The sequence below is a fragment of the Polyangium mundeleinium genome, from assembly GCF_028369105.1.
Classification (GTDB): Bacteria; Myxococcota_A; Polyangia; order Polyangiales; family Polyangiaceae; genus Polyangium; species Polyangium mundeleinium.
The window spans coordinates 2,511,936-2,533,862 of the sequence record NZ_JAQNDO010000001.1 but is presented as its reverse complement, the minus strand read 5'-3'; the positions used below and the strand labels follow the sequence as shown (position 1 = coordinate 2,533,862).

The window sequence follows — 21,927 nt, the reverse complement described above, 5'->3', positions numbered from 1 at the left end:
GCACAAGGCCATGGTCCAAAAACGTCCGCATCCTGGGCGATCCCGAGCGCGGTGGCTCGGGTTTTCAGCGGCAATCGCCGTCTTCGGCGCTTCGCTCACCGCATGCGTCGGCGTCATCGGCGACGCAGACGAGGACACGACCGAAGCGGAGTCGCTCGTCCTCGCCGCGCCCGCGCTCCCGCGCCTCACGGCCGCGCAGTACCAGAACTCGCTCATCGAGCTCTTCGGCGCGAGCATGCCGAAGGCGCCGCTCGAAGATGACACGAAGCCGTTTCTCTTCTACAACATCGGCGCTTCGAGCACGACGCTCTCCGAGTTCGGCGTGCAGCAATACGAGGAGTCCGCCGACGCCATCACGCGCTACGCGTTCGCCGATCCGGCCCGGCGTGCGGCCTTCGTCGGCTGCGAGCCCGCCGCGCCCGGCGACGCCTGCGTCGAGAGTTTCCTGCGTCGCTTCGGCCGGCGTGTCTTCCGGCGCCCGCTCACGGACGAGGAGGCCGCTCGCTGGGTCGGAATCGCGCAGACCCTCGCGGATCCGAGCGCGTGGGAGGGCCTGCGCCTCGCCGTCTCGGGCTTGCTCCAGTCCCCTCATTTCCTTTATCGGGCCGAGGTCGGCGTCCCCGACGATGCTGCCCCCGGCCGGCGCAAGCTCACGGGATACGAAATGGCCACGCGCCTCTCGTTCCTCCTCTGGAACCAGGGCCCGGACGACGCGCTCCTCGACGCCGCCGAAAAAGGCGAGCTCGACAAACCCGAAGGCGTCGCCGCGGCGGCCGAGCGCCTGCTCGACGATCCACGCGCGCGCTCGGCCATGCAGGCGTTTTTCCGGCAATACCTCGACCTCGGCCGCCTCGACGGTGTCCAGCGCGACCCGGCCGCGTATCCGTATTTCACGCCCACCCTCAAGGAAGCCATGCGCCGCGAGGTCGAGCTCCTCGTCGACGACGTCGTCTTCGAAAGCCGCGGCGACGCGCGCAGCATCTTCAGCACCCGCAAGACGTTCGTGAATGCGGACCTCGCGGCGCTTTATGGCATCGAGGCGCCCGGCGCGACGACGGACATGTTCGTCCCGGTGGAGCTGCCCGCGGACGGTCCGCGCGCCGGCCTGCTCACGCTCGGCGCGTTCCTCACCATGAATGCCCACGAGACCCGCACCTCGCCCACGGCGCGCGGCAAATACGTCCGCGAGCGTGTCCTTTGCCTGGAGGTCCCGGCCCCGCCTCCGGGCGTCGACACGACCCTCGATCCACCGATGGGCGACCCCAAAACGGTGCGCGAGCAAATGGAGGCGCACCGCACGAACCCCGCCTGCGCCGCGTGCCACAACTTCATGGACCCGCCCGGCTTCCTCTTCGAGCATTTCGACTCGTCGGGGTATTACCGCACCGTCTTCGCGGGTGACGTGCCCATCGATTCGTCCGGCGACCTCGACGCAAATCCCTCGCGAATGCGCGCGAGCTCGCCACGGTCCTCGAAACCGAGCCCCGCGTCGGCCGTTGCATGGTCCAGCAGCTTTATCGCCACGCGCAGGGGCGCGTCGAGACGAAGGGCGAGCGGCTCGCGCTCGAAGACCTCGCCTCGCGCTTCGCCGGCGCCTCCTTCGATTTCCGCACCCTCTTGATCGAGCTCGTCACGCACGACGCCTTCCGTTACATCGGCAAAGAGGAGAGACCGTGAAGACCACGCCCCTTTCCCGACGAACCTTCCTCCGGGGCGCCGTGGGCGGCACGGCCGTCGCCCTCGCCTTGCCCACGCTCGAAGCAATGCTCGGAGCGCGCGGCGCCGAGGCCGCGTCCACCGGGCCGATCTTCGGCATCTTCTTCTGGGGCGGCGGTTTGCCCTGGCACGACGGCCACGGCGCGCCCCAGGCCGGCCACCCCGACCTCTGGACGCCCTCCACGACCGGCAAGGACTATACGCCGAGCGAGCTGCTCGCGCCGCTCGCGCCCTATCAGCCGAGCGTCGTGACGGGTTTGACGCCGCATACCGAAGTGCCGGATCTCCCGGCGGGCCAGAGCGACGGGCACATGCGGGGCTTCATGGTCTCGATGACCGGCGATCGCATTCGCCCCGAGGGATTCGATCACCCCTCGCACACGCTCACTGCGCTGCGCCCGACGCTCGACCAGTACATCGCGAAACACCCGGATTTCTATGGCCCGGAAGCCCCGCGCTTCCGCTCCCTCGTCCTCGGCGCGAGCACCGCGCGCTTCCACGATTACGGGCACTGGAACGCAATCTCGTACAACGGTCCGGACGACCTGAACCCGCCGATCCTCGATCCGGGGCAGCTTTATGATCTCCTGTTTGGCGTCGCGGCGGACACGGCCGGCATGAAGCGCCGGGCGCTCCTGCTCGATGCGGTCCTGGAGGACGCGAAGAGCCTCTCGGGCCGCGTCGGCGCGGCCGACAAGCAGCGCATCGAGGCACACCTCGAACACCTCAACACCGTCAAGAACCGCCTCGAATTCTCGGGCGAGTCGTGCGCGCCCCCGGGCAAACCCGCGCCGAACGAGGAGCTCGTCGCAAAGACCGAGATCATGGGCTCTTTGCTCGCCTCGGCGCTCGCCTGCAACATGACGCGGGTCTTCTCGTTCATGCTGAGCTCCCCCGCGACGACGCACGTCTTCGGAAACCTCGGCGTGCCCAACGATTTTCATACCACCGTCCACGAGGGTGCCTGGGAGCACGCCCGCGCGGGCATCCTGTATCAAATGCAGGCCTTCGCGGCGTTCCTCGGCCGGCTCCAGGCCGTCGTCGAGCCGACGGGGGGCACGCTGCTCGATCGCGCGCTCGTCTTTGGCCTCTCCGAATATGGCGAGGGGTATCAGCACAGCGTCGCCGAAATGCCCTGCGTCCTCGCGGGCGGCGCCAATGGGAACATCCGCCGCAACGTCCACGTCCGCAATCCCGGCGGCAATTACAGCAAGGCCCACGTCACCATGCTGCGCGGCGTCGGCCTCGAAACGCCGAGCTTCGGCTGGAACGGCGGCCAGACGTCCGAGGCCTTCGGCGACATCCTCGTGTGAGGCGCGTGCCATTGCCTTCCCATCCCCCCTCGTCTTTGCGAACCCTCGGCGCCGCGGCATCGCTCCTCGCGTCTTCGCTCCTCGCCCCGCGGACGGCGTTCGCCGTCCAGCCCACGGGATACCTCGACAACGCCGGGTGCGACGCCATCGCCGGCTGGGCCCAGGATCCCGACGTCCCGAACCAGCCTATCGACGTCCACGTCTATTACGGCGGCCCGGCGGGCACCCCCGGCGCGCCTGCCATCGCCGTCCGCGCGAACGTCCACCGCGACGATCTCTGCGCGGCCATCGGCTCGTGCGAGCACGGCTTCTTCGCCCCCTCGCCGCTCGCCCTGCACGACGGCAATGCCCGCGACGTCTACGCCTACGGAATCGACACCGGCGGCGAGGGCAATCCGGCGCTCGGCAACAGCCCTCGCACGCTCCAGTGCCCGCCCGCCGCGCAATCCGGCGTGCGTCGCAAGGTCGTCGGCGCCCCCACGTACGACGCCTGGCGATTCTCGTCTTTTTGGGACCTCTTGCCCCTGCCCGCGGCCGACGCCGACCTCCTCCCCGACGGCCCGGATATCCCCGACAAACCCGAGCTCGTCCAGGCCGACGACGGCACGGGGCAGGTGTGGCTCGTGGACGGCGGCGTGCGCAGGCTCGTCACGCCGGGCGCCGCAGCGACCTGGCGCTTCGACCTCGGAACGGCCGCCGTACGCCCCGCGGCCGACGTGGTTGCCCTCGTCGAGGGAACGCCCCTTCGCCCGCGGCCCGTGCTTTTCATTCGTGGCGCGCTTTACCTCGTGGACGACCCGCAACCCGTCGTCCCCGGCGGGGCGAGCTCCTCGACGTCGGGCGCTGGCGGCGCGGGCGGAGGCGACTGGGGCGAGGGCGGTGAGGGCGGCGAAATGACGCCGGCCAACCCTTCCAGCGGCGGGTGTACGATGCATACACCCGAAAGCAATGACGCGCCTGGGTTTTTCCTGCCAGTCCTCGCCGCAGCCGCCATCGCCGCGCGGCGCACGCGCCGAGCGTAACGCCTACTCTCCGGCCATCGGCGGCATCGGCCGCGGACCGGGCGGATCGAGCGGCGCCTCCTCGCTCGGGTTCCCCACGAAACGCGGCGCGCCTCGCTCGTCGATCGCGACCCGCAAAAACCGATGCCCGGTCACCCCCTCCCGGGTCACATCGAGTTCCAGGAGCGTGCCCGTGTGGCTCCCCGTCCGCGTCATGCCCGAAAACACGAAATTGCCGATCCCGTGCGCGATCAGCCGCCCTCGATATCGCTCCGCCGGCTGCACCACGTGGGCATGCGCCGCGATGACCGCATCCGCCCCGGCGTCGATGAGCTCGCGACTCGCCTCGCGCTGATACTTCGTGGGCGTGAGCATGTATTCGATCCCCCAGTGAACGAACACGATCACGACATCGGCCCGCTCCCGCGCCCGTTCCACGTCCTGCCGCGACCGCGCACGACCTCGATCCACGTGACCGATCAACGCGATTCGTACCCCGGACACCTCCCGCACCACGAACGCCTCACGCCCGGGGCTCGCCTGCGTCGTCCCGAAAGCGCCGAGCCCCGCGGAGTCGAGGCGCTCGAGCATCTCGAAATACCCCGCCTCCGACATGTCGAGCGTGTGGTTGTTCGCCACCGACACCATATCGAAACCCGCGTCGCGCAAGAGGCGCGGTGTCTCCAGCGGCGCGACCAATGGCTCGGGAATCGCGGGCTCGCCCTGCGACGTCACCACGCATTCGAGGTTTCCCACGAGAAGATCGTACGACCGCAGCCGCTCGGCCACGTGCGCAAAAGGAAACCCCGCTTCCAAACCTTTCTTGATCACCGCCCCGACCCCGAGCGCCATCGACACGTCGCCCACGAAAGCGACGGTCGCGCGCGGCTTCTGTGCCGCGGGCGGCGCCTCCAGGGACACGGGCGGCGGCGCGGGCCTCGGAATCACGCTCGCGAGGGGGACCGGACGGCCGGGCGCCCCCGACGCGCCACTCGAAGACCACGCTGCCGCGAGCACGAGCCCGAGGAGCGTCAAAGCCGAGGCGCGGCGCGCTTGCATTCCGCCGATACCCTACACCATCCCCTCTCCGCGCGAAAAGTTCCGGAGCGCTCAGACCGCGAGCACGTCCCGCAGATCGAGCCCTGGGATCACCTCCGCGTGCTCGTGCACGAGCCGCCGCACGCCCTCGGCCAGCACTTCCTCGATCTTGCTCCGGACGAGCCCGGGTACGACCGTGGCCTCGGACGCCGGATCCTGGACCGCGAGCGCGAGCCCCGCATCGAGCGCCACCTCGCCCCCGGCGAAGCGCACCACCCCCGCGACCACGCGCACCAGCGATTCGAGCCCCGCGACCTCCTCCAGCGTCCCACGCAGCCGCAGCCGCGACAGCGTCACGGCCCCGCCGCGATCGATACGAATGCACGTGAGTTCCACGAGCGGGCTTCCGCCGTTGACGACCGAAAGCGCCTCGCTCGTGATCGTGATCGATTGCAGGTTCGCGGCCTGGACGCGCGCCGCGTTCGACGTCCCTGCGGCGATCGTCGCGAGGTTCCCGCTCCCCTTGATTTGCACGTGGATCGCCCCGCCGGCCGCCACCGAGAGCCCCGTGCCGTTCTGCTCGTACACGAAGGGCTCGCGCAGCGCGAACGTCGCCTCGGCCGCGGGATCCCCGAGATCCGCAATGGATACGTCCGACGTTCCGCTCGAAGGCGCGCTCCGGAAATTGTCGGCGATCGCCTCGAGCGTGGCGAGCGCGGTCTCGTCCCGCATCGGATCGTAGCCGGGGACCGCCATCTTCGTGCCGCGCAGGCCCGCGGCGAGGATCTCCACGATCTGCTTTTTGGCCTCCCCCGTGAAATCCAGGAGCCCCTCGCCCGGGCCGTCGATCGAGGAGACCCACGCCTCGATGCCCGCGTCCGAAAAACGCACGTCCGCGCCCCCGAACAGCATGTTCTTCGCGGGCCACAATGCGTCGACGACGATCGGCGGATCACACCGCAACGTCAGCCGATCCTGCGCGATCCGCAGCCGCACGCGGCTCGCGAGCTCGGTCCGGAGCGCGCGGGTCCAGGTCCGGCTGAGGTTCTTGCCGCGGGGCAGCGTGAAGGACAAACCAATGTCACGAAGCTCCACCCCCGCAGGGAGCTGACCGAGGAGCTTGCTCGTCGTCGGGTCCGCCATGTCGCCCATCCCCACACCCCTGTACGAAGTTGCGAGACCGATGAACTTTTTACCGCGAGTGGGTACCAAAGGCAACACCCACCCGGGCAGCAATTCTTCACCTTCCGGGAGTTGACTTTGTGACCGCCGGTCACTAACACGGGGTGACCACCGGTCATTACCAAGGACGGGTCATGCATCTTCGCCGCTTCTTAATCAGGACCGCCATCCCTTCCCTCACCTTCGCCCTGCCGGCCCTCGTGGGCTGTGGCGGCACGGAGCCCGCGGGGCCCGAGCAGCCCGGACAGGAAGAGCTGCTTGCGCCCCCGGAAGCGGGCAAGGGCGTGCAGTTCAAGATGGTCACGAAGCTCGACGCCGGCACCGAGGGTGAGCATTGCATGTTCGTGCAGGCGCCCGCCGAGGGGCTCTTCGTCAGCCGCGACGAAGTGCGCTACTCGAAGGGCAGCCACCACTTCCTGCTCTACCAGACGAGCTACGAAGAGATCCCGACCCAGAAAGAGGACGGGACCGTGGTCGATACGAGCGGCGTGTTCGACTGCTCCGACGGCGCCACGAATGGCTGGGCCGTGGAGAAGCTCGTCGCCGGCTCGCAGAACGCCGACGGCGACTCCATGCTGCGCTTCCCCGAGGGCGTGGCCATGAAGGTGCGCCCGGGCGCCGTGCTCCTCATGAACGCGCATTACATCAACGCCTCGATGAAGACCATCGAGCCCGAGGTCCGGGTGAACCTCTACACGGTCCCCGAGGCCGAGGTGAAGACGGAGGGCGACATCCTCTTCCTCTACAACCCCTTCATCCACGTCGGGGCGCAGGCCGAGGGCCGCGCGCGCATGCGTTGCCCCGTGCACAAGGACATCACGATCGCGAACGTGCAATCCCACATGCACGCCCGCGGCGTCGGGTATGCCGCGTCAATCGAGGGGAAGGCGGATCCGTTCTACACGAGCACCGAATGGGAGAACGTGACCGTCAAGGATTTCGGCGAGGGCCTCAAGATCAAGGCGGGCGAGCGGTTCGATTACTGGTGTGACTACTCGAACGCGCAGGCGAAGGACGTCTTCCAGGGCCCGCGCTCGACCGACGAGATGTGTATGCTCATCGGCTCGTATTACCCGGCGGATCCGGCCACGTCGAACTGCCTTGCCGAGCCCTCCGCTCCCAACACGCCGAACTTCATCGGCGGCGAGTGGGTGGGCAATGGCAAGGCGACGTGCGCCGAGTCGTTCGCCTGCGTGCAGCAGGCCATCGGCGGCATGGGCGGCCTCGAGGCCATGACGCCCTGCGTGACGAACGCCGACGAAGCGGTCTCGCGGGAGTTCTCCGACGCCTTGCGTTGCTTCTTCAAGCTCGGCCCGGGCCAGGATCCGGCGATCGTCTGCAAGACCGAGTTCGACGCCTGCCTCGCGAAGTGACCCTCCCCGTGCGGATCACGCTCGCCCGAGCGTAATCCGCCCCCTCTCCCTGCCTCAATCGAGCGACAAGAGCCCTCGCCGCACCGCGAGCAGGATTGCGCCCACGTGCACGCCGTGGATGATCTGCCCACGTTCGATCGCGGGCACGATCTCTTTCGGCTCCATCAGCGCCACGTGAATGTTCTCCGCGGGATCCATCCGTTGCTCGGAGGCCCGGCGCGCGCCCGCGGCGAAAAAGAAATGGGCGCGGTTCGTGTGCCGGCTCGGCTCCGTGTTCGTGGTCAGGAGCGGCAGCCAGGTCGCCGCGACGAACCCCGTCTCCTCCTCGAGCTCGCGCCGCGCCGCCTGCTCAGGCGTCTCGCCCGCGTCGATCACGCCTGCCGGCAGCTCCCGGCTCACACGCGCCGCGCCGTGTCGATACTGATCGACGAACACGACCTGCCCCTCCTCCGTCACCGCCAGCACCGAGGCCCAGTCGGGCGCCTCGATCACGTGGAACTCGTCGATCTCGCCGCCGTGCGGCAATGCGATGCGCTGCTCGTGGACGGTCAACCATCGACGCGCGACGATCGGGCGGCTCTGCATCACGGACCAGGGCTTCATGCGCCCTTCCCTAGCCTCCCTCCGCGGCCCCCGCAAGGCCGCCGTCGCGATCCGCCCATCCGAGAGGGGCCCTGCCCCCTCACGATTGCATCGCGCGAAGCGCCGCGACCGAATGCAACGTTTCCCTTCACCCGCCGGTTTGTCAGGACGCGCAGCACACCCGGAGCCTGTGTCGCCGAGGCGTGGACCGGACAACGTCCTTTCTTCTTTTTGCGCGTTTTTCATAGATCTTCACGATTTCGACGAACCATGGGGCGCTCAATGGAACTTCGTTGGCGTCGGCACCCGGACCGGTGAAATCGTGCGCTTGCATTGACGCACATGCGCGCGCCCTGCTTCCTTGCGTCATCCACATTCTGTCCCGATGGCTCCACGTGGATGCCGGGCCATGGAGGAAATACGATGAGCGCTGGTACGAAGAACATCGGCTTTGCGGGCCGATCCGTGGTTGCTTTCGTCCTCGTCTCCGGCGCGCTCGGCGCCGGGTGCGCGGGAGCGCCGAGCGGCGACGAGGCCGTGGCCGACACGTATGCGAGCTTCGAAGAATTCGAGGCCGTTACGTATCGTGAGCCAGACACGGGCATCTACATCGTCGACGGCGACACGCCGATCGACGACGTCAAGAAGCTGGAGGAGTTTTACGAGACGTACGTCCGCCACGGGGCGCTCATCATCCACCGCGCGGGCGGCCAGGATGCAAAGTGGAACGACACCCAGAAGCTCAACCTCACGTACTGCGTGAGCACGACCTTCGGCACCCGCTACGACGCGGCGGTCCAGGCCATGAAGGACGCGACCGCTGCCTGGGAGGCCGTGACGAACGTGAAATACCAGCACGCGTCCGCCCAGGATGGGAGCTGCACCGCGCAGAACAGCAACGTCCTCTTCGACGTGCGGCCCACGAATTCGGGCGGCCAGTACCTCGCGCGCGCGTTCTTCCCCGGCGACGCCCGCAGCAGCCGCAACGTGCTCATCGACAGCGGCGCATTCGGCAACAACGGGCCGACCACGCTCACCGGTATTCTGCGGCACGAGCTCGGCCACACCCTCGGCTTCCGCCACGAGCACACCCGCCCCGAGGCCGGCACGTGCTTCGAGGACAACCAGTGGCGTGAGCTCACCCCCTACGACTCCAAGTCGGTCATGCATTACCCGCAATGCAATGGGACGGGCGACAAGACCCTGAGCCTGACCGACAAGGACAAGCAGGGCGCCGTTCTGGTCTACGGCGCGCCCGGCGGCGCGCCCCCGGCCCCGGAGCCCGGCGATCCCGGCCCCGGCGACCCCGGCAATCCTCCGGCTCCGGGCGGCTCGCCGACCACGCAGAGCTTCAGCGGCACCGTGAGCAAAACGCAGCTCGCGCAGCTCGCCCCGCTCTCCGTGGCCGCGGGGACGACGTTCCAGGTCACGATGACCGGAAAGGGCGACCCCGATCTTTACGTGCGGTTCGGCGCGCAGCCCACGGCCTCGAAATGGAACTGCCGCCCGTACAAGACCGGCCCGAACGAGGCGTGTAGCCTGACCGTTCCTGCGGGACAATCCCAGGCGTTCATTGCGGTGTATGGATACAACTGGGGCCAGTATCAGCTCTCCGTGACCTATACGGCGCCCTGAGCCCGACACGCCTTCGCAGCTCCGCGCGGCGCCCCTCCCGCCGCGCGGGGCTGCCGCTTTTCCCGGCGCCCCTGCGGCGCCGGTCCCGCCTCGCCGGGACGCGCGCGAACTGGTTGAACGGAACCCAGCGTTTCCGTACCATCCCGCCCGCAAGTCCCCCACGTCCCTGTTCGAGGCGAATTCATGAAACGCTCGGGAGCCTTCCGGACTCTGCTCGGAGTCCTTTTCCTTGTCACGTTCCACGCCGGCTGCGGCGACGACGGCCCGCAACAACCGCCGCCCGCCGTGGACGCCGGCAGCGAATGCCCGCCCTCGCAGCACCCCGACGGGTTCGACGGCTGCACCTCCGATCCATGCACGCCGAACCCCTGCACCGAGCCGCGCCGCACCACGTGCAAAGACGAAGGCGGCATGGCCTCGTGCCAGTGTGATCCGGGCCATCACGACGAGGCCGGCGCGTGTATCCCGGATACCACCTGCACGCCCACGACCTGCGGCGGACACGGCTCCTGCGACGCGACGAGCGGAACGGTCATCTGCACCTGCGATCCCGGCTTCGCGGGCGATCATTGCGTGGACTGCGACACACAAGGCGGATACATCCCCGACGGCCAGGGCGGGTGTACGAATACCCCTTGTGAGCCGAACCCCTGCTCTTCCGACAAACCCATGTGCTCAGTGCAAGGCGGCATGATCGTGTGCGGCTGCGGCGCCGGCACACACGACGAAAACGGGTTTTGCGTGCCCGACGCGACGTGCATGCCCACGACCTGCGGCGGACACGGCGTGTGTATCGACGCGGGCGCCGGCAGCCTGAGCTGCACCTGTGACCCGGGCTGGGCGCCGCCGAACTGCGGGACGTGCGACGATGCGATGGGATACCACCCCGACGGCGCGGGCGGCTGCACGCAGGATCCTTGCTTGCCGAACCCCTGCAAGGAGCCGCACCAGACCGTTTGCAGTGCGCCGAACGGGATGCCGGTGTGCGGCTGCGACGCCGGGTATCACGACGAGGGCGGCGCCTGCGTCGTCGACGAGGTCTGCGCGCCCGCGAGTTGCAGTGGGCATGGCGCCTGTTCGGATGCCAACGGCGTCGTCGTTTGCACTTGCGATCTGGGGTATGCCGGCGATTCCTGCGCCGACTGCGACGTGGACGCGGGCTATCACCCCGACGGCATGGACGGTTGCACGCAGGATCCCTGCTTGCCGACCCCGTGCGTCGCTCCCCACAAGACCGTATGCACGCCGAACGGCCCGCTCGCGGTCTGCTCCTGCGATTCCGGGTATCACGACGACGGCCAGGGCGGATGCACCAACGACCCTTGCAAGCCCGACCCCTGCCTCGCGTTGAACCAGGCCTGCAAAAACAACGGCGGTGTGGCCGAGTGTTACACACCCGCCTGCAATGACGGCAACCCCTGCACCACCGATACGGTCGTCAATGGCGCGTGCACCTACACGACGCTGCCGAACGGCGCGGCCTGCTCCACGACGCTCTGCTTGACGGGACAAACCTGCCAGGCAGGCACCTGCACGGGCGGCACGGCCCTCACGTGCAACGACGGAAATCCCTGCACCGTGGACACCTGCAACGCGCTCACGGGCTGCGCGAACACGGTCGACAACACGCTCCTTCCGGACGACGGCATTTTCTGCACCACCGATGTCTGCCAAAACGGCGCGCCCAAGCACACGGCGACGAACGCGCTCTGCAACGACAACCTTTATTGCACGGGCACCGAGAGCTGCACGCCTGCGAACCCAAGCGCGGACGCGAAGGGCTGCATCCACACGAACGTCCCCGTGGCGCCGCCCGCACCCGGCCCCTGCGCCTCCTATGGCGCGTGCAATGAGGCCACGCAGAGCTTCCCGCTGATCCCGAAGTCCGCGGGCAGCGCCTGCAATGACGGCATCCCCTGCACACAGGGCGACACATGCGACGCTGCCGGCGTCTGCAAGGGCGCTCCGACCGCGGGTTGTGCAGGGAACCTCGATTGCGCGACGACCACGCCGATGCCTGGTGGAATCGACGTCCCGCTCGGCACCGTCTCCGGCACGATCACGCTCGGCGGGCAGCCGCTCCCTGCGTCCAGCTACTATGCCGGCGCCATATTTTACCTGAAGGCCCGGGACACCGGCGCGCAGCATGCCGTCGCATCCTTTAACTACAGCGGCAGCGGCTACATGCTCAATGGCCCTACCTGGACCACGAGCTTCCTGCCCGGCATCTACGACCTCTGGTACCGGAAAAACTGGGACAACCAGTACAACACTGTCTCCGCCACCAGCAGCGGAGATCCCAATCCGAACGGCATGCGGATCCTCCAGACGAACCTCGTCCTCGGCGCGGGCGCGAACACGTTGCACATCAATGTCCCGACGGCCACGGTCTCGGGCACCATCACGCTCGGCGGACAGCCGCTCCCCGCGACGAGCTACTACGCCGGCGCCACGTTCTACCTCAAAGCGAAGGACACCGGCGCCCTTCATACCGTCGCCTCCTTCAACTACAGCGGCAGCGGCTACATGCTCAACGGCCCCACCTGGACCACGAGCCTCCTGCCCGGCGATTACGAGCTCTGGTACCGCAAAAACTGGGACAGCCAGTACAACACCGTCACCACCACCGGCGACGGCGATCCCAATCCCAACGGCATGCGGATCCTGAGCAAGAACGTCACGATCACGCCCGGAGCCAACACGCTGAATATCGATGTCCCGCAGGCCACGGTCTCGGGCACCATCACGCTCGGCGGGCAGCCCCTCCCCGCGATGAGCTACTACGCCGGCGCCACGTTCTACCTCAAAGCGAAGGACACCGGCGCCCTCCATTCCGTCGCATCCTTCAACTACAGCGGCAGCGGCTACATGCTCAATGGCCCCACCTGGACCACGAGCCTCCTGCCCGGTGAATACGAGCTCTGGTACCGCAAAAACTGGGACAGCCAGTACAACACCGTCACCACCACCGGCGACGGCGATCCCAATCCCAATGGCATGCGCCGTTTGAGCGGAAGCGTCACCATCACGCCCGGAGCCAACACACTGAACATCGATGTCCCGCGGGCCACGGTCTCGGGCACCATCACGCTCGGCGGACAGCCGCTCCCCGCGATGAGCTACTACGCCGGCGCCACGTTCTACCTCAAAGCGAAGGACACCGGCGCCCTCCATTCCGTCGCATCCTTCAACTACAGCGGCAGCGGCTACATGCTCAATGGCCCCACCTGGACCACGAGCCTCCTGCCCGGTGAATACGAGCTCTGGTACCGCAAAAACTGGGACAGCCAGTACAACACCGTCACCACCACCGGCGACGGCGATCCCAATCCCAATGGCATGCGCCGTTTGAGCGGAAGCGTCACCATCACGCCCGGAGCCAACACACTGAACATCGATGTCCCGCGGGCCACGGTCTCGGGCACCATCACGCTCGGCGGACAGCCGCTCCCCGCGATGAGCTACTACGCCGGCGCCACGTTCTACCTCAAAGCGAAGGACACCGGCGCCCTCCATTCCGTCGCCTCCTTCAACTACAGCGGCAGCGGCTACATGCTCAACGGCCCCACCTGGACCACGAGCCTCCTGCCCGGCGATTACGAGCTCTGGTACCGCAAGAACTGGGATAGCCAGTACAACACCGTCACCACGACGACTGTCGGCGATCCCAATCCAAACGGCCTGCGGCTCCTCGACCTCGACGTCACGATCACAGCCGGGAACAACACGCTCGACATCGACGTGCCCATGACCACCCTCTCGGTCCCGATCACACTCGCCGGACAGCCGATCCCCCCGATGAGTTATTACGCCGGCGCCACGTTCTACTTCCGCGCCATCGATACGGGCGCCCTGCACGCCGTCGCGTCCTTCAATTACAGCGGCAGCGGGTACATGCTCAATGGTCCCACCTGGACGGCGAGCCTTCTGCCCGGCGTCTACGATCTCCTTTATCGAAAAAACTGGGACAGCCAGTACGACACCGTCACCGCGACGACCGTCGGCGATCCCAACCCGAACGGCTTCCGCAGACTCGGCGCCTGCCTCGCCGTGCCGTGAACCTCTCGCCGACGCCCGCCCGCTCCCGCGGTTGACCGCGCCCCGGGGCTAGGATATCCCCGCGCCATGCGAACGCGCTCGGTCCTCCTCGCCCCCTTCTTCTTCCTCGTCGTCGCCTGCGGCGGCGGGGCCGCTCAGGAACCGAAGACGTCCGCCGACGCAAACACGAGCGAGACCAGCGGCGACGGCAAGCCCCGGCCGCCCGAGTGCGAGGCCGTCGGCAAGCACCTCGTGGCCCTCGAAGATCGGCCGAAAGGCAACGGCCCGTCCGAGGAAATGCGCTCGCTCACGGGTGCGTTCCTCCGTCTCTCCGACGCGCTCAAAAAGGAGCCCATCGAGACGCCCGACTTCAAGGAGGCCGTCGCCGAGCTCGCCACCCAGGCCGAGAGCTTTGGCAACCAGCTCAAGTCGATGGGCCCGATCGTCGACGAGATGGAGCAGATCAAGGGCCAGCTCAGCGCGTGGGAGAAGAAGGTCACGTCCACGGCGAACGCGTTCGACGCGACGTGCAACAACGGGCCGAAGGCCGAGTGTGATGCCCTCGGCGTCGAGCTCCAGAAGGTCCCCCGCATGGAGGGCGAGAAGTTCGCCGAGCATGCGGCCGCGATCGAGAAGTTCATCGCAGCGATGGAGAAACTCCAGGTCAAGGACGCGAAGGTGAAGTCGAGCCTCACGGCCATGCTCGGCGCGCTCAAGGAGGGCGTCCCGCCCATGCGCCGGTTCGCGACCCTGCTCAACGAGTCGAAGAAGGTCGACCCCGCGGGCGACGAGTTCAAGGCCAAGGTGAACCGCGTCGCGGCCATGTGCGGCGTGAAGCCGGAGGAGTGAGCTTCTCCTCGCTCGCCATCGCCCCTCGATGTCCGCGCCCGCCCAAGCCCTCGGCGCGCCCGCGAAACCCTCCGGGCTCCGCGCCTTCTTTGGCCTCGATCTCCTCGACAACCGTTACCCCGCGCTCCACGGCCTGCGCGTCGTCGCGATCGTCAGCGTCGTCCAGTACCACGTCACGTGGATCTTCTGGGGCGAGCAAGGCATCCCCCTCGATCGCGGCTTCGTCGACCGATCCCTCTCGATCTTCTTCGGGATGGATCTCTTCTTCCTCCTGAGCGGCTTCCTCATCGGCTCGATCCTGCTCCGCTCCCTCCAGAAGAACGGCACCCAGGATCTGCGCCGCTTTTATCTACGCCGCGTCCTGCGCACGTTCCCCTCGTACTACGTGGTGCTCACGATCCTCGCGCTCGCGCTCCCGCTCACGGCGACGCAACGCGCGCACCTGCCCTACGAGTACACGTACCTGACGAACTTCGTCTCCTTGCACCGCCCCGACATCATCATGTTCTGGGGCTGGTCGCTCTCGCTCGAAGAGCAGTTTTACCTGACGGTCCCGCTCCTCTTTTTCGTGCTCCACCGCCTGCGAAGCGAGCGCGCGCGCTTCTGGCTCCTCGGCGCGCTCTTCCTCGCGGCGCTCGTCGTGCGGCTCGTCATCTACTTCCGTTACCGCCCGTGGAACGATTTCATCCTCTACGGCGCGCTCTACTTCCGCACGCACACGCGCTTCGACACACTCGTCGCGGGGATCCTCCTCGCCTTCATCCACCAGCGCCACGGCGAGACCGTGGGCCGCTTCCTCGCGCGGCCCTTCCACCGCGCGCTCCTCGCGATCCCGGCGCTCACGTGCCTCTGGCTCCTCTTGAACCCCGCGATGTTCGGCGAAGAGCACGTCCAGCTCGTGCACGTCTTCGCCTGGGGCACCGTGACGAGCCTCATGTACCTCTGCGCCCTGCCGCTCCTGCTCCACGGCGACGGGTGGATCCACCGTGGCCTCTCGGCGCCCTTCTTCCGCCGCGCCGCGACGCTCGGTTATGGCGTCTACCTCGTGCACATCCCGATCATCGACCACGTCGTCCTGCCCGCCGCGAAGGCCCTCCACGCGAAGCGCGTCTCGCTCCTCCTCGTCTGGCCCGCGGCCCTCGTGGCGACGATGCTGATCTCGTTCGTGATCGGCTACGCGATGCACGTGCTCATCGAAAAACCCTCGCTCCGCCTCCGGGAGCGCTTCGCGGGTTAGGGATCGAAGGGCTTTCCGAACCCGCGCGGCGGCAGCTCCGCGAAGGTAAAACCCTTCCGGCCCTCGGTGATCCACGAGAGCGACGGCGAATCGAGATCCCGATCGAGCACGAAGCGCGCCGATCGCGGGCCACGCGGGCCGACGTCGAGGACCGTCACGCGGACGCCGGGCACCGTGAAGACCTCACCTTGCGCGATCGGGGCGTCGTAGCTGCGGAAGAGCGCGCCCGATCCCATCGGGAAGAGGCTGTGCTCCGGGGGCACACGGATGTCGAGCGTGCGCGCGTCACGCCGCAGCACGAGCGCGTGACCCGTCTGCGCGAGGATCCGCCAGCGCGCGGGCAACCGGCCCCGATCATCGAGCGCGAACGGCAGGAAAAACGCGCTCGCCATGCAGCGGAGCACGACCACCTCGGCGTCCTCCGGCGCCTCGATTTGCCCGCGCAGCTCGGCCGAGTGCTTCGTGAAGTCATCGGCGGATCGCTGCTGCCTCCGCGCCATGAGCCACGCGGTCCCGGGCCCGTGCACGAGGTGCGCGAAGCCGAGCGCCACCGCGGCGAGCCCCGTGAGCTGCGCTGCCGCGCTCCTCGGCCCGCGCGCCGCCTCGTCGCTCGCCGGGGAGAACCAAGCATATTCGAGGAGCATGGCGACCGCCGGCGCGATGCCGAGCAAGCTCGCGCCGAGCACACGCGGCGAGGGCACCACGGGCAATACCGGCACGAGCGCGAGCACCGAGCCGAGGAGGAGCCACGCGATCCGCGGGCGGCGCGCCTCGTCCTGCGCCGCGTACGCACGCCGCAGCGGCACGTAGAGCAACGCCGCGGTGCCGACCGCGAGGAGCACGGGCAGCACGACCGGTGTGTTGTTGGGCAACAGCGTCTCGTCGTCGAGCGCGAGCCAACCATCCGCGACGAGCGTGAAGAACCTCCGCGGTACGGCGCGCAAGAACAAGCCCGTCTCGCGGAACGGATCCGTGTAGAAGCCCGAGCCGAACGAGCCATACCCGCCCCGATGCCGCACGTAGAGGTACGCGACCGTGGGCAACACGAACGTCGAGACGAACGCGGCGCGCCGGAGCAGGCTCTCGCGTTTGCCCACGATTTCCAGGGCGAGCACGTAACCGCCGAAGCACACGGCGTACTCGCCGGAGAGAAGCGCCAGCGTGAAGAGCAGCGTCGCGAGCGCGGCATCACGCAGCCTTCGTTCCTCGCGGAAACGCGCGTGCGCGGCGAGGGCCGCGAACCCGAACGTGAGCGAGAGCAACGCCTCGCGGTTGGCGAGCCAGGCCAGTGGAATCGCGTGGGCGGGCGCGAGCGCGAACACGGCCGTCGCGATCGCCGCCGCTCGCGCCGAAAGCGCGCGCCGGAAGAGAGCGCGCGCGCCGAGCACCATCGCCGCCCACCAGGCGAACGAGTGCAGGTGCATCAGGAGCGGCGCGCCGCGAAACGCTTGGTGTTCGAAATAATGAAGGGCGCTCGCGAGCGGGCGGAAGAAGCGGATCTGGAGTTCGGGGTGCGCCCACCACGGGAGCATGCCGCGCTCGGTGAGGGCCGCGCGATCGGCGTCGTTGATGAAGTCGTACAGGTCGAACGGGCCCCGCTTGCCGGGGAACGTCCCCTCGATCATCGACGCCTGGAGGTAATCGTCGAGCAGGAAGGGCGTACGGATCGCGGGGAGGTAGACGATGACGCCGAGCAGCAAAATGAGTCCGAGGCCCATCCAGGTGCGTCGACGTTGCATGACTTCTGACAACGCTGCAATTGTCGCGCGGGGCTGCGGCGTGCGGGAAGAGCGAGGGGCCGCGTCGTTCGTCATTGTCGAGAGCCACAAGGAGAGAGTTGTGGAGAGCGCGGCATTCGGGTACTCTCAGACCACAAACTCGTGAAATACGCTAGCGTCACCTGGTTGGTCCTCGGTCTCTTGGCAGTGAGCTTCTCCGCCTGCGCGACCTCCGAGCGCCCGGAGTTCGGCAACCAGCCTTCCGGCGGCGAAGGCGGCGACGGCGGTGACGTCGGACCCGGCGGCGGCGGCGGGGCCGGCGGCAGCGGCGGCGACGGCGCGGGCGGGAGCACGGCGTCGAGTTCCAGCAGCAGCAGCAGCGGCGGCGGCGCGGTCTGCGTGAACCAGTGCAACGCCGACGCGGACTGCCAGAATAGCTGTCCCGCGGCCCCGCAAGGCGGCGCCAACTGCTGCGACGTCCCGACCCATGGCTGCTACATCGTCGGCTCGTTGTCCTGCCCGACGGGCCAGGGCGGCAGCGGCGGCACGCCCATGTATTGACGGATCTCGGTCAACGTGGGGGCTCGTCCCCCACACCCCCCGCAAGACTTCGTCAAAAGCGTCGATCGACCCGGACGGCAATCGTCGGCCCGAGACCCCAAGCGGCTCCGCGGCATGGGTTGATGTCTCCATACTGACAGGGAAATCGATCGACCACCCACGCGGCGCCTGCCGATGCGCCGATGGCGAGCGAACCCGGCTCGCCATGCCCGTGGATCCATTGCCGAACGCCGAGGGTCGCATAGGCCCATAGATCGAGGCCATACCCGCCGTCCATGGTGACGGCCAATCGTCGCGTCACCGGCACGTCGAGCCCGCCGGTCACGTGCGAGAGCGCGAACTGCGTCTGCTGCGTGTAATAGTTTCGGATCAGCGAATACCCCAGCTCCGCCCGCAAATGCGCGCCGTCCAGGCTGCCAAGCCGCATCGCCGGTGCCACGGAGAGGCCACTCGGACCAAAATATTGCATTCGCCCCCCGATGCCGAGGCCGACCTCAACGTAATCGGAGGAGAACGCCCCGCGCAGCCGGGCATGCACGATGGTGCCCGGCCCCTCAGGGACGAGGACGAACGCGAACGGAGAGAGCTCGAAGCCGAGCTTGAAGGGCCGCTGGAAATAATACTCGACCGAGAGATCCCCGATCGCGCCCCCGCCCGGCCCGATCATGTTGAAGAACGGGCGCACGGTGCCCTGCACGCGGACCATGTTCCGCGCGAGCGGCGGGAGCATCCACGACCGCTTGACCTCGGGCGGGGCCGTTTCCTCGGCGGCCTCGGCCCGCGTCGCCCCCGCGGCGAGGGCAACCACGAGGGCGGCTGCATGCAAGCGTGTCTGCCTCATCCGCGGACCCTCGCGACCTCGAGCTCCTCGGCGTAACGCAGGAGCGAGCGGAGGCGCTCCTCGTGCGAGCGCGTGTCGATTCGATCCTGCGGAATGGCGCCTGCGCGGAGCGCCGCTTCGATCCCGGGTTGGCTCGTGAAATGGAAGCTCACCTCCTCCACGCGCCGCCGGTCGATGTCGACGCGGGGGAGCCTGCCCACGCGCCGGGGGGGCAAACCCGCCCGCGCGGGGTCGATGCACGACGTGAGATCCGCCGCCGCATCCATGCGAGGCCCGAGGCTCTCGATGCCGAACCGCGTGGCCAGCGTGGCCGCGATCGAGACGTGCTCGAATTGCGTGGAGACGACCTCCCCCGCGCGCACGGACGGGCCGATCACCAGGGAGGGGACACGGAAGCCGAGCTGGCGGAACGCCGGGCGCGGGTCCTCCGTGGTCGGCGGGGGCACGTGGTCGAAGAACCCGCCGTATTCGTCGAATGTGATGAGGAGGAGCGAGCGCCCCCATTGCGGGCTCTCCTGCATCGACCGCACGATGCTGCCGAGCAGGGCCTCGCCGAGGGCCAGGCTATGCGGCGGGTGGAGGTCGGAGGACCAGAAATCCGGGTCGATGAGGGAAAAGTTGGGCAGGTTGCCGGTGCGGGCGTCGTGGAAAAAGGTCTCGATCCGCGTGCAGACCATCGGATCGTTGCCCCCGAGCGGGCGCCCCCGGAAGCCCGCGTGATACCAGTGTGCGGGCCCGGCGGTGTACGCCTTCGCGGACCAGCAGCCCTTGCCGAGCTTTTCCCATAACGTCGCTGGCCCGTCCGCGATCGGATCGTTCGTCGTGATGCCCTGCGACGTCGCGGCGTGCAGGAAAAACCGGTTCGGCCAGGTCGGCCCGAGCACGGACGAGAACCACCGATCACAGACCACGTATTGATCGGCCAGCGCATAAAAGAGCGGAATCTGGCTCCGATCGTGGTACGTCATCGCGTCGCGCTGCCGCCACCGGACTCCCGTGTTCGCCCGCAAGAACCCGTCGTTTCGCCCTCCGGCGAAGGCCACGTGCGCCGCGTCCCAGGTGTGCAGCGGGCCGTGGTGCGCGCACGGAGCTGCTGCCCGGTGCATGGCCATGGTGGTGCCGTCGTCGTCCGCGTTCGTCTCGCCGCCTTCGAGCCCGTCGACGGCTTCCCGCGCGGGGTAATCGGGGTCGAATGCGAGCGCCCCGAGGAAGTGGTCGAAGGAGCGGTTCTCCATCATGACGACCACGAACGTGTCGATCCCGGCGAGCAATCGCCTCGGCGTGGGCGCGCCGCTCGCGTCGAAATCGGGGCCCACGGCCGGCGCCGCGGGTCCGGCCTCACAACGATCGGGCCCCGCCGCGCACCCGCTCCCGAGCGCCGCGGCGCCGATGCCTGCCCCGAGCCCCTTCAGCGCCGCGCGGCGTGACACCTGTCCCGTGAGCCCTCGCAAAGAATGTCGTCGTATCATGGCTGAGCCCGTCAATATCATCATCAGCACGACTTCGACGACGAGCAAGCTCGATCGGCAGAGCGCGAAGCTTTCGACCCCCGGGAATAAAAGGATCTTGCGTTATGGCGTGATATCGAGGCAGGGGGCGTCGAACGCCCGGTCCGGCGGAGCCGCAGATTCCGGGAATGCCAGAGTTGCCTACGCCGCGCTCGCGAACGGCGTCCGCTTGTGCGGCAGGCCGGTGAGCTTCGCGTAGAGCCCGAGCGCCTGCGCGACCACCTGATCCATGTTGGAATATCGGTACGTCGCCAGTCGACCGATGAAATGGACGCCGGGCGTGGCCGCCGCGAGCGCCTCGTATTTCCGGTAGAGCTCCGCGTTCTCGGGCCGCGGGATCGGATAGTACGGATCACCCTCGGCGCGCGGATATTCGTAGACGAGGGTCGTCTTCGGGTGCTCCTGCCCCGTCAGGTACTTGAACTCGGTCACGCGCGTGTACGGGTGCTCGTTCGGGTGGTTCACCACGGGCGCCGGCTGGAAGACCTGTGTGTTCTTCGTCTCGAACCGGAACTCGAGGGAGCGGTACGGGAGCTTGCCGTAACAATCATCAAAATATGCGTCGATCGGCCCCGTGTAGATGACCTGCTCGTGCGGGATCGATTTCTTCACCTCGCGAAAATCCACGCCGAGCATGACCTTGATGTTCGGGTGGTCGAGCATGCGCTCGAACATCCGCGTGTAGCCGTGGAGCGGCATCGCCTGGAACGTGTCCGTGAAATACCGATCGTCGCGGCTCGTCCGGACCGGGATGTGCGCGGTCACCGAGGCGTCGAGCTCGGAGGGATCGAGACCCCATTGCTTGCGCGTGTAGTTTCGGAAAAACTTCTCGTAAACCTCGCGCCCGACCTTCCCGACGATGACGTCCTCGCTCGTCCGCACGCGCGGGGCCTTCTCGGCCCGCTCGGCGAAGAACGCTTCGAGCTCGAACGACGTCAAGCGGAGGTTGTACAAGCGATTGATGGTATCGAGGTTGATCGGGATCGGAACGAGCTGCCCGTCCACGGAGGCGAGCACCCGGTGCTGGTACGGCCGCCACGCGGTGAAGGACGAGAGGTACTCGAAGACCTCCTTCGAGTCCGTGTGGAAGATGTGCGGGCCGTACTTGTGGACGAGCAGGCCCTCGTCGTCGTAATGGTCGTACGCGGTGCCTCCGATGTGCCGGCGCTTGTCGAGGAGCAGGACCCGCTTGCCCGAGCCGCGCGCGAGCCGCTCCGCCAGAACGCTGCCTGCGAACCCAGCGCCCACGATCAGCCAGTCGAACATGGATCCTCCGGGGCGCCGCTCCGGACGAACACCGCGGCGCAATGCATCGAAGGGGGCATGGGTGCCCTC

15 protein-coding genes and 2 pseudogenes are annotated in these 21,927 nt (G+C 67.9%); 10 read left to right on the top strand and 7 right to left on the bottom strand.

Going from position 1 to position 21,927, the window contains the following annotated elements:
• Nucleotides 1-10 precede the first annotated feature (10 nt).
• From POL67_RS10260 to POL67_RS10250, 4 genes and pseudogenes are all read left to right on the top strand, one after another.
• A pseudogene (locus POL67_RS10260) lies at nucleotides 11-1,375 on the top strand (DUF1592 domain-containing protein); the annotation flags it as partial.
• A 122-nt stretch (nucleotides 1,376-1,497) separates the two neighbouring features.
• Nucleotides 1,498-1,677, top strand: a pseudogene (locus POL67_RS54175) (DUF1585 domain-containing protein); the annotation flags it as partial.
• Nucleotides 1,674-3,029 carry a DUF1552 domain-containing protein gene (locus tag POL67_RS10255; protein WP_271917055.1) on the top strand — a complete coding sequence of 452 codons (1,356 nt, stop codon included), beginning with the start codon at nucleotides 1,674-1,676 and terminating at the stop codon, nucleotides 3,027-3,029. The pseudogene POL67_RS54175 and the gene POL67_RS10255, both read left to right, overlap by 4 nt.
• An 11-nt stretch (nucleotides 3,030-3,040) precedes the next feature.
• A complete protein-coding gene (locus tag POL67_RS10250; protein WP_271917054.1) occupies nucleotides 3,041-4,051 on the top strand; it encodes a hypothetical protein in 1,011 nt (336 codons plus the stop codon).
• Between the two features lie 3 nt (nucleotides 4,052-4,054).
• Here POL67_RS10250 and POL67_RS10245 read toward each other — a convergent pair whose 3' ends face one another.
• The gene (locus tag POL67_RS10245; RefSeq protein WP_271917053.1) at nucleotides 4,055-5,089 is read right to left on the bottom strand and encodes a CapA family protein; all 1,035 of its coding nucleotides are present in this window, start codon (nucleotides 5,087-5,089) and stop codon (nucleotides 4,055-4,057) included.
• A gap of 51 nt (nucleotides 5,090-5,140) precedes the next feature.
• A complete protein-coding gene (locus tag POL67_RS10240; RefSeq protein ID WP_271917052.1) occupies nucleotides 5,141-6,211 on the bottom strand; it encodes a hypothetical protein in 1,071 nt (356 codons plus the stop codon).
• Between the two features lie 173 nt (nucleotides 6,212-6,384).
• Here POL67_RS10240 and POL67_RS10235 point away from each other — a divergent pair, with 173 nt between their 5' ends.
• Nucleotides 6,385-7,623 (top strand): hypothetical protein, encoded by a 1,239-nt coding sequence (locus POL67_RS10235; protein WP_271917051.1) that lies wholly within the window; start codon nucleotides 6,385-6,387, stop codon nucleotides 7,621-7,623.
• Nucleotides 7,624-7,677: 54 nt separating this feature from the next.
• On the opposite strand, the gene POL67_RS10230 is transcribed toward POL67_RS10235, so the two are convergent.
• A complete protein-coding gene (locus tag POL67_RS10230) occupies nucleotides 7,678-8,226 on the bottom strand; it encodes an NUDIX hydrolase (protein WP_271917050.1) in 549 nt (182 codons plus the stop codon).
• Nucleotides 8,227-8,628: 402 nt separating this feature from the next.
• Between POL67_RS10230 and POL67_RS10225 the strand changes: the two genes are divergently transcribed.
• The 4 genes from POL67_RS10225 to POL67_RS10210 all read left to right on the top strand — a co-directional run bounded on the left by POL67_RS10225 (nucleotide 8,629) and on the right by POL67_RS10210 (nucleotide 15,964).
• Complete coding sequence (locus POL67_RS10225) at nucleotides 8,629-9,840, top strand: matrixin family metalloprotease (RefSeq protein WP_271917049.1); 1,212 nt, start codon at nucleotides 8,629-8,631, stop codon at nucleotides 9,838-9,840.
• 183 nt (nucleotides 9,841-10,023) lie between these two features.
• Complete coding sequence (locus POL67_RS10220) at nucleotides 10,024-13,899, top strand: MSCRAMM family protein (RefSeq protein WP_271917048.1); 3,876 nt, start codon at nucleotides 10,024-10,026, stop codon at nucleotides 13,897-13,899.
• A gap of 66 nt (nucleotides 13,900-13,965) precedes the next feature.
• Nucleotides 13,966-14,727, top strand: coding sequence for a hypothetical protein (locus POL67_RS10215; RefSeq protein WP_271917047.1), 762 nt, complete (start codon nucleotides 13,966-13,968; stop codon nucleotides 14,725-14,727).
• 28 nt (nucleotides 14,728-14,755) lie between these two features.
• A complete protein-coding gene (locus POL67_RS10210) occupies nucleotides 14,756-15,964 on the top strand; it encodes an acyltransferase family protein (protein ID WP_271917046.1) in 1,209 nt (402 codons plus the stop codon).
• Here the strand turns inward: POL67_RS10210 and POL67_RS10205 are convergent.
• The gene (locus POL67_RS10205) at nucleotides 15,961-17,703 is read right to left on the bottom strand and encodes a hypothetical protein (RefSeq protein ID WP_271917045.1); all 1,743 of its coding nucleotides are present in this window, start codon (nucleotides 17,701-17,703) and stop codon (nucleotides 15,961-15,963) included. The genes POL67_RS10210 and POL67_RS10205 overlap by 4 nt on opposite strands.
• Before the next feature lie 141 nt (nucleotides 17,704-17,844).
• Here POL67_RS10205 and POL67_RS10200 point away from each other — a divergent pair, with 141 nt between their 5' ends.
• Nucleotides 17,845-18,243 (top strand): hypothetical protein, encoded by a 399-nt coding sequence (locus POL67_RS10200; protein WP_271917044.1) that lies wholly within the window; start codon nucleotides 17,845-17,847, stop codon nucleotides 18,241-18,243.
• Between the two features lie 52 nt (nucleotides 18,244-18,295).
• On the opposite strand, the gene POL67_RS10195 is transcribed toward POL67_RS10200, so the two are convergent.
• The 3 genes from POL67_RS10195 to glf form a co-directional block, all read right to left on the bottom strand.
• Entirely contained in the window at nucleotides 18,296-19,084 is a 789-nt protein-coding gene (locus POL67_RS10195; protein ID WP_271917043.1) for a hypothetical protein, read from the bottom strand.
• Nucleotides 19,081-20,553, bottom strand: coding sequence for an alkaline phosphatase family protein (locus POL67_RS10190; RefSeq protein ID WP_271917042.1), 1,473 nt, complete (start codon nucleotides 20,551-20,553; stop codon nucleotides 19,081-19,083). Before POL67_RS10190 ends, POL67_RS10195 begins: the two co-directional genes overlap by 4 nt.
• Before the next feature lie 180 nt (nucleotides 20,554-20,733).
• A complete protein-coding gene (glf, locus tag POL67_RS10185) occupies nucleotides 20,734-21,858 on the bottom strand; it encodes a UDP-galactopyranose mutase (protein ID WP_271917040.1) in 1,125 nt (374 codons plus the stop codon).
• Between the last annotated feature and the right edge of the window lie 69 nt (nucleotides 21,859-21,927).

What these genes read in the sequence shown, in the direction of transcription:
- glf (WP_271917040.1), bottom strand. Translation starts at nt 21,858, where the DNA reads ATGTTCGACTGGCTGATCGTGGGCGCTGGGTTCGCAGGCAGCGTTCTG.
- POL67_RS10190 (WP_271917042.1), bottom strand. Translation starts at nt 20,553, where the DNA reads ATGATACGACGACATTCTTTGCGAGGGCTCACGGGACAGGTGTCACGC.
- POL67_RS10195 (WP_271917043.1), bottom strand. Translation starts at nt 19,084, where the DNA reads ATGAGGCAGACACGCTTGCATGCAGCCGCCCTCGTGGTTGCCCTCGCC.
- POL67_RS10245 (WP_271917053.1), bottom strand. Translation starts at nt 5,089, where the DNA reads ATGCAAGCGCGCCGCGCCTCGGCTTTGACGCTCCTCGGGCTCGTGCTC.
- POL67_RS10225 (WP_271917049.1), top strand. Translation starts at nt 8,629, where the DNA reads ATGAGCGCTGGTACGAAGAACATCGGCTTTGCGGGCCGATCCGTGGTT.
- POL67_RS10240 (WP_271917052.1), bottom strand. Translation starts at nt 6,211, where the DNA reads ATGGCGGACCCGACGACGAGCAAGCTCCTCGGTCAGCTCCCTGCGGGG.
- POL67_RS10220 (WP_271917048.1), top strand. Translation starts at nt 10,024, where the DNA reads ATGAAACGCTCGGGAGCCTTCCGGACTCTGCTCGGAGTCCTTTTCCTT.
- POL67_RS10210 (WP_271917046.1), top strand. Translation starts at nt 14,756, where the DNA reads ATGTCCGCGCCCGCCCAAGCCCTCGGCGCGCCCGCGAAACCCTCCGGG.
- POL67_RS10205 (WP_271917045.1), bottom strand. Translation starts at nt 17,703, where the DNA reads ATGCAACGTCGACGCACCTGGATGGGCCTCGGACTCATTTTGCTGCTC.
- POL67_RS10230 (WP_271917050.1), bottom strand. Translation starts at nt 8,226, where the DNA reads ATGAAGCCCTGGTCCGTGATGCAGAGCCGCCCGATCGTCGCGCGTCGA.
- POL67_RS10215 (WP_271917047.1), top strand. Translation starts at nt 13,966, where the DNA reads ATGCGAACGCGCTCGGTCCTCCTCGCCCCCTTCTTCTTCCTCGTCGTC.
- POL67_RS10235 (WP_271917051.1), top strand. Translation starts at nt 6,385, where the DNA reads ATGCATCTTCGCCGCTTCTTAATCAGGACCGCCATCCCTTCCCTCACC.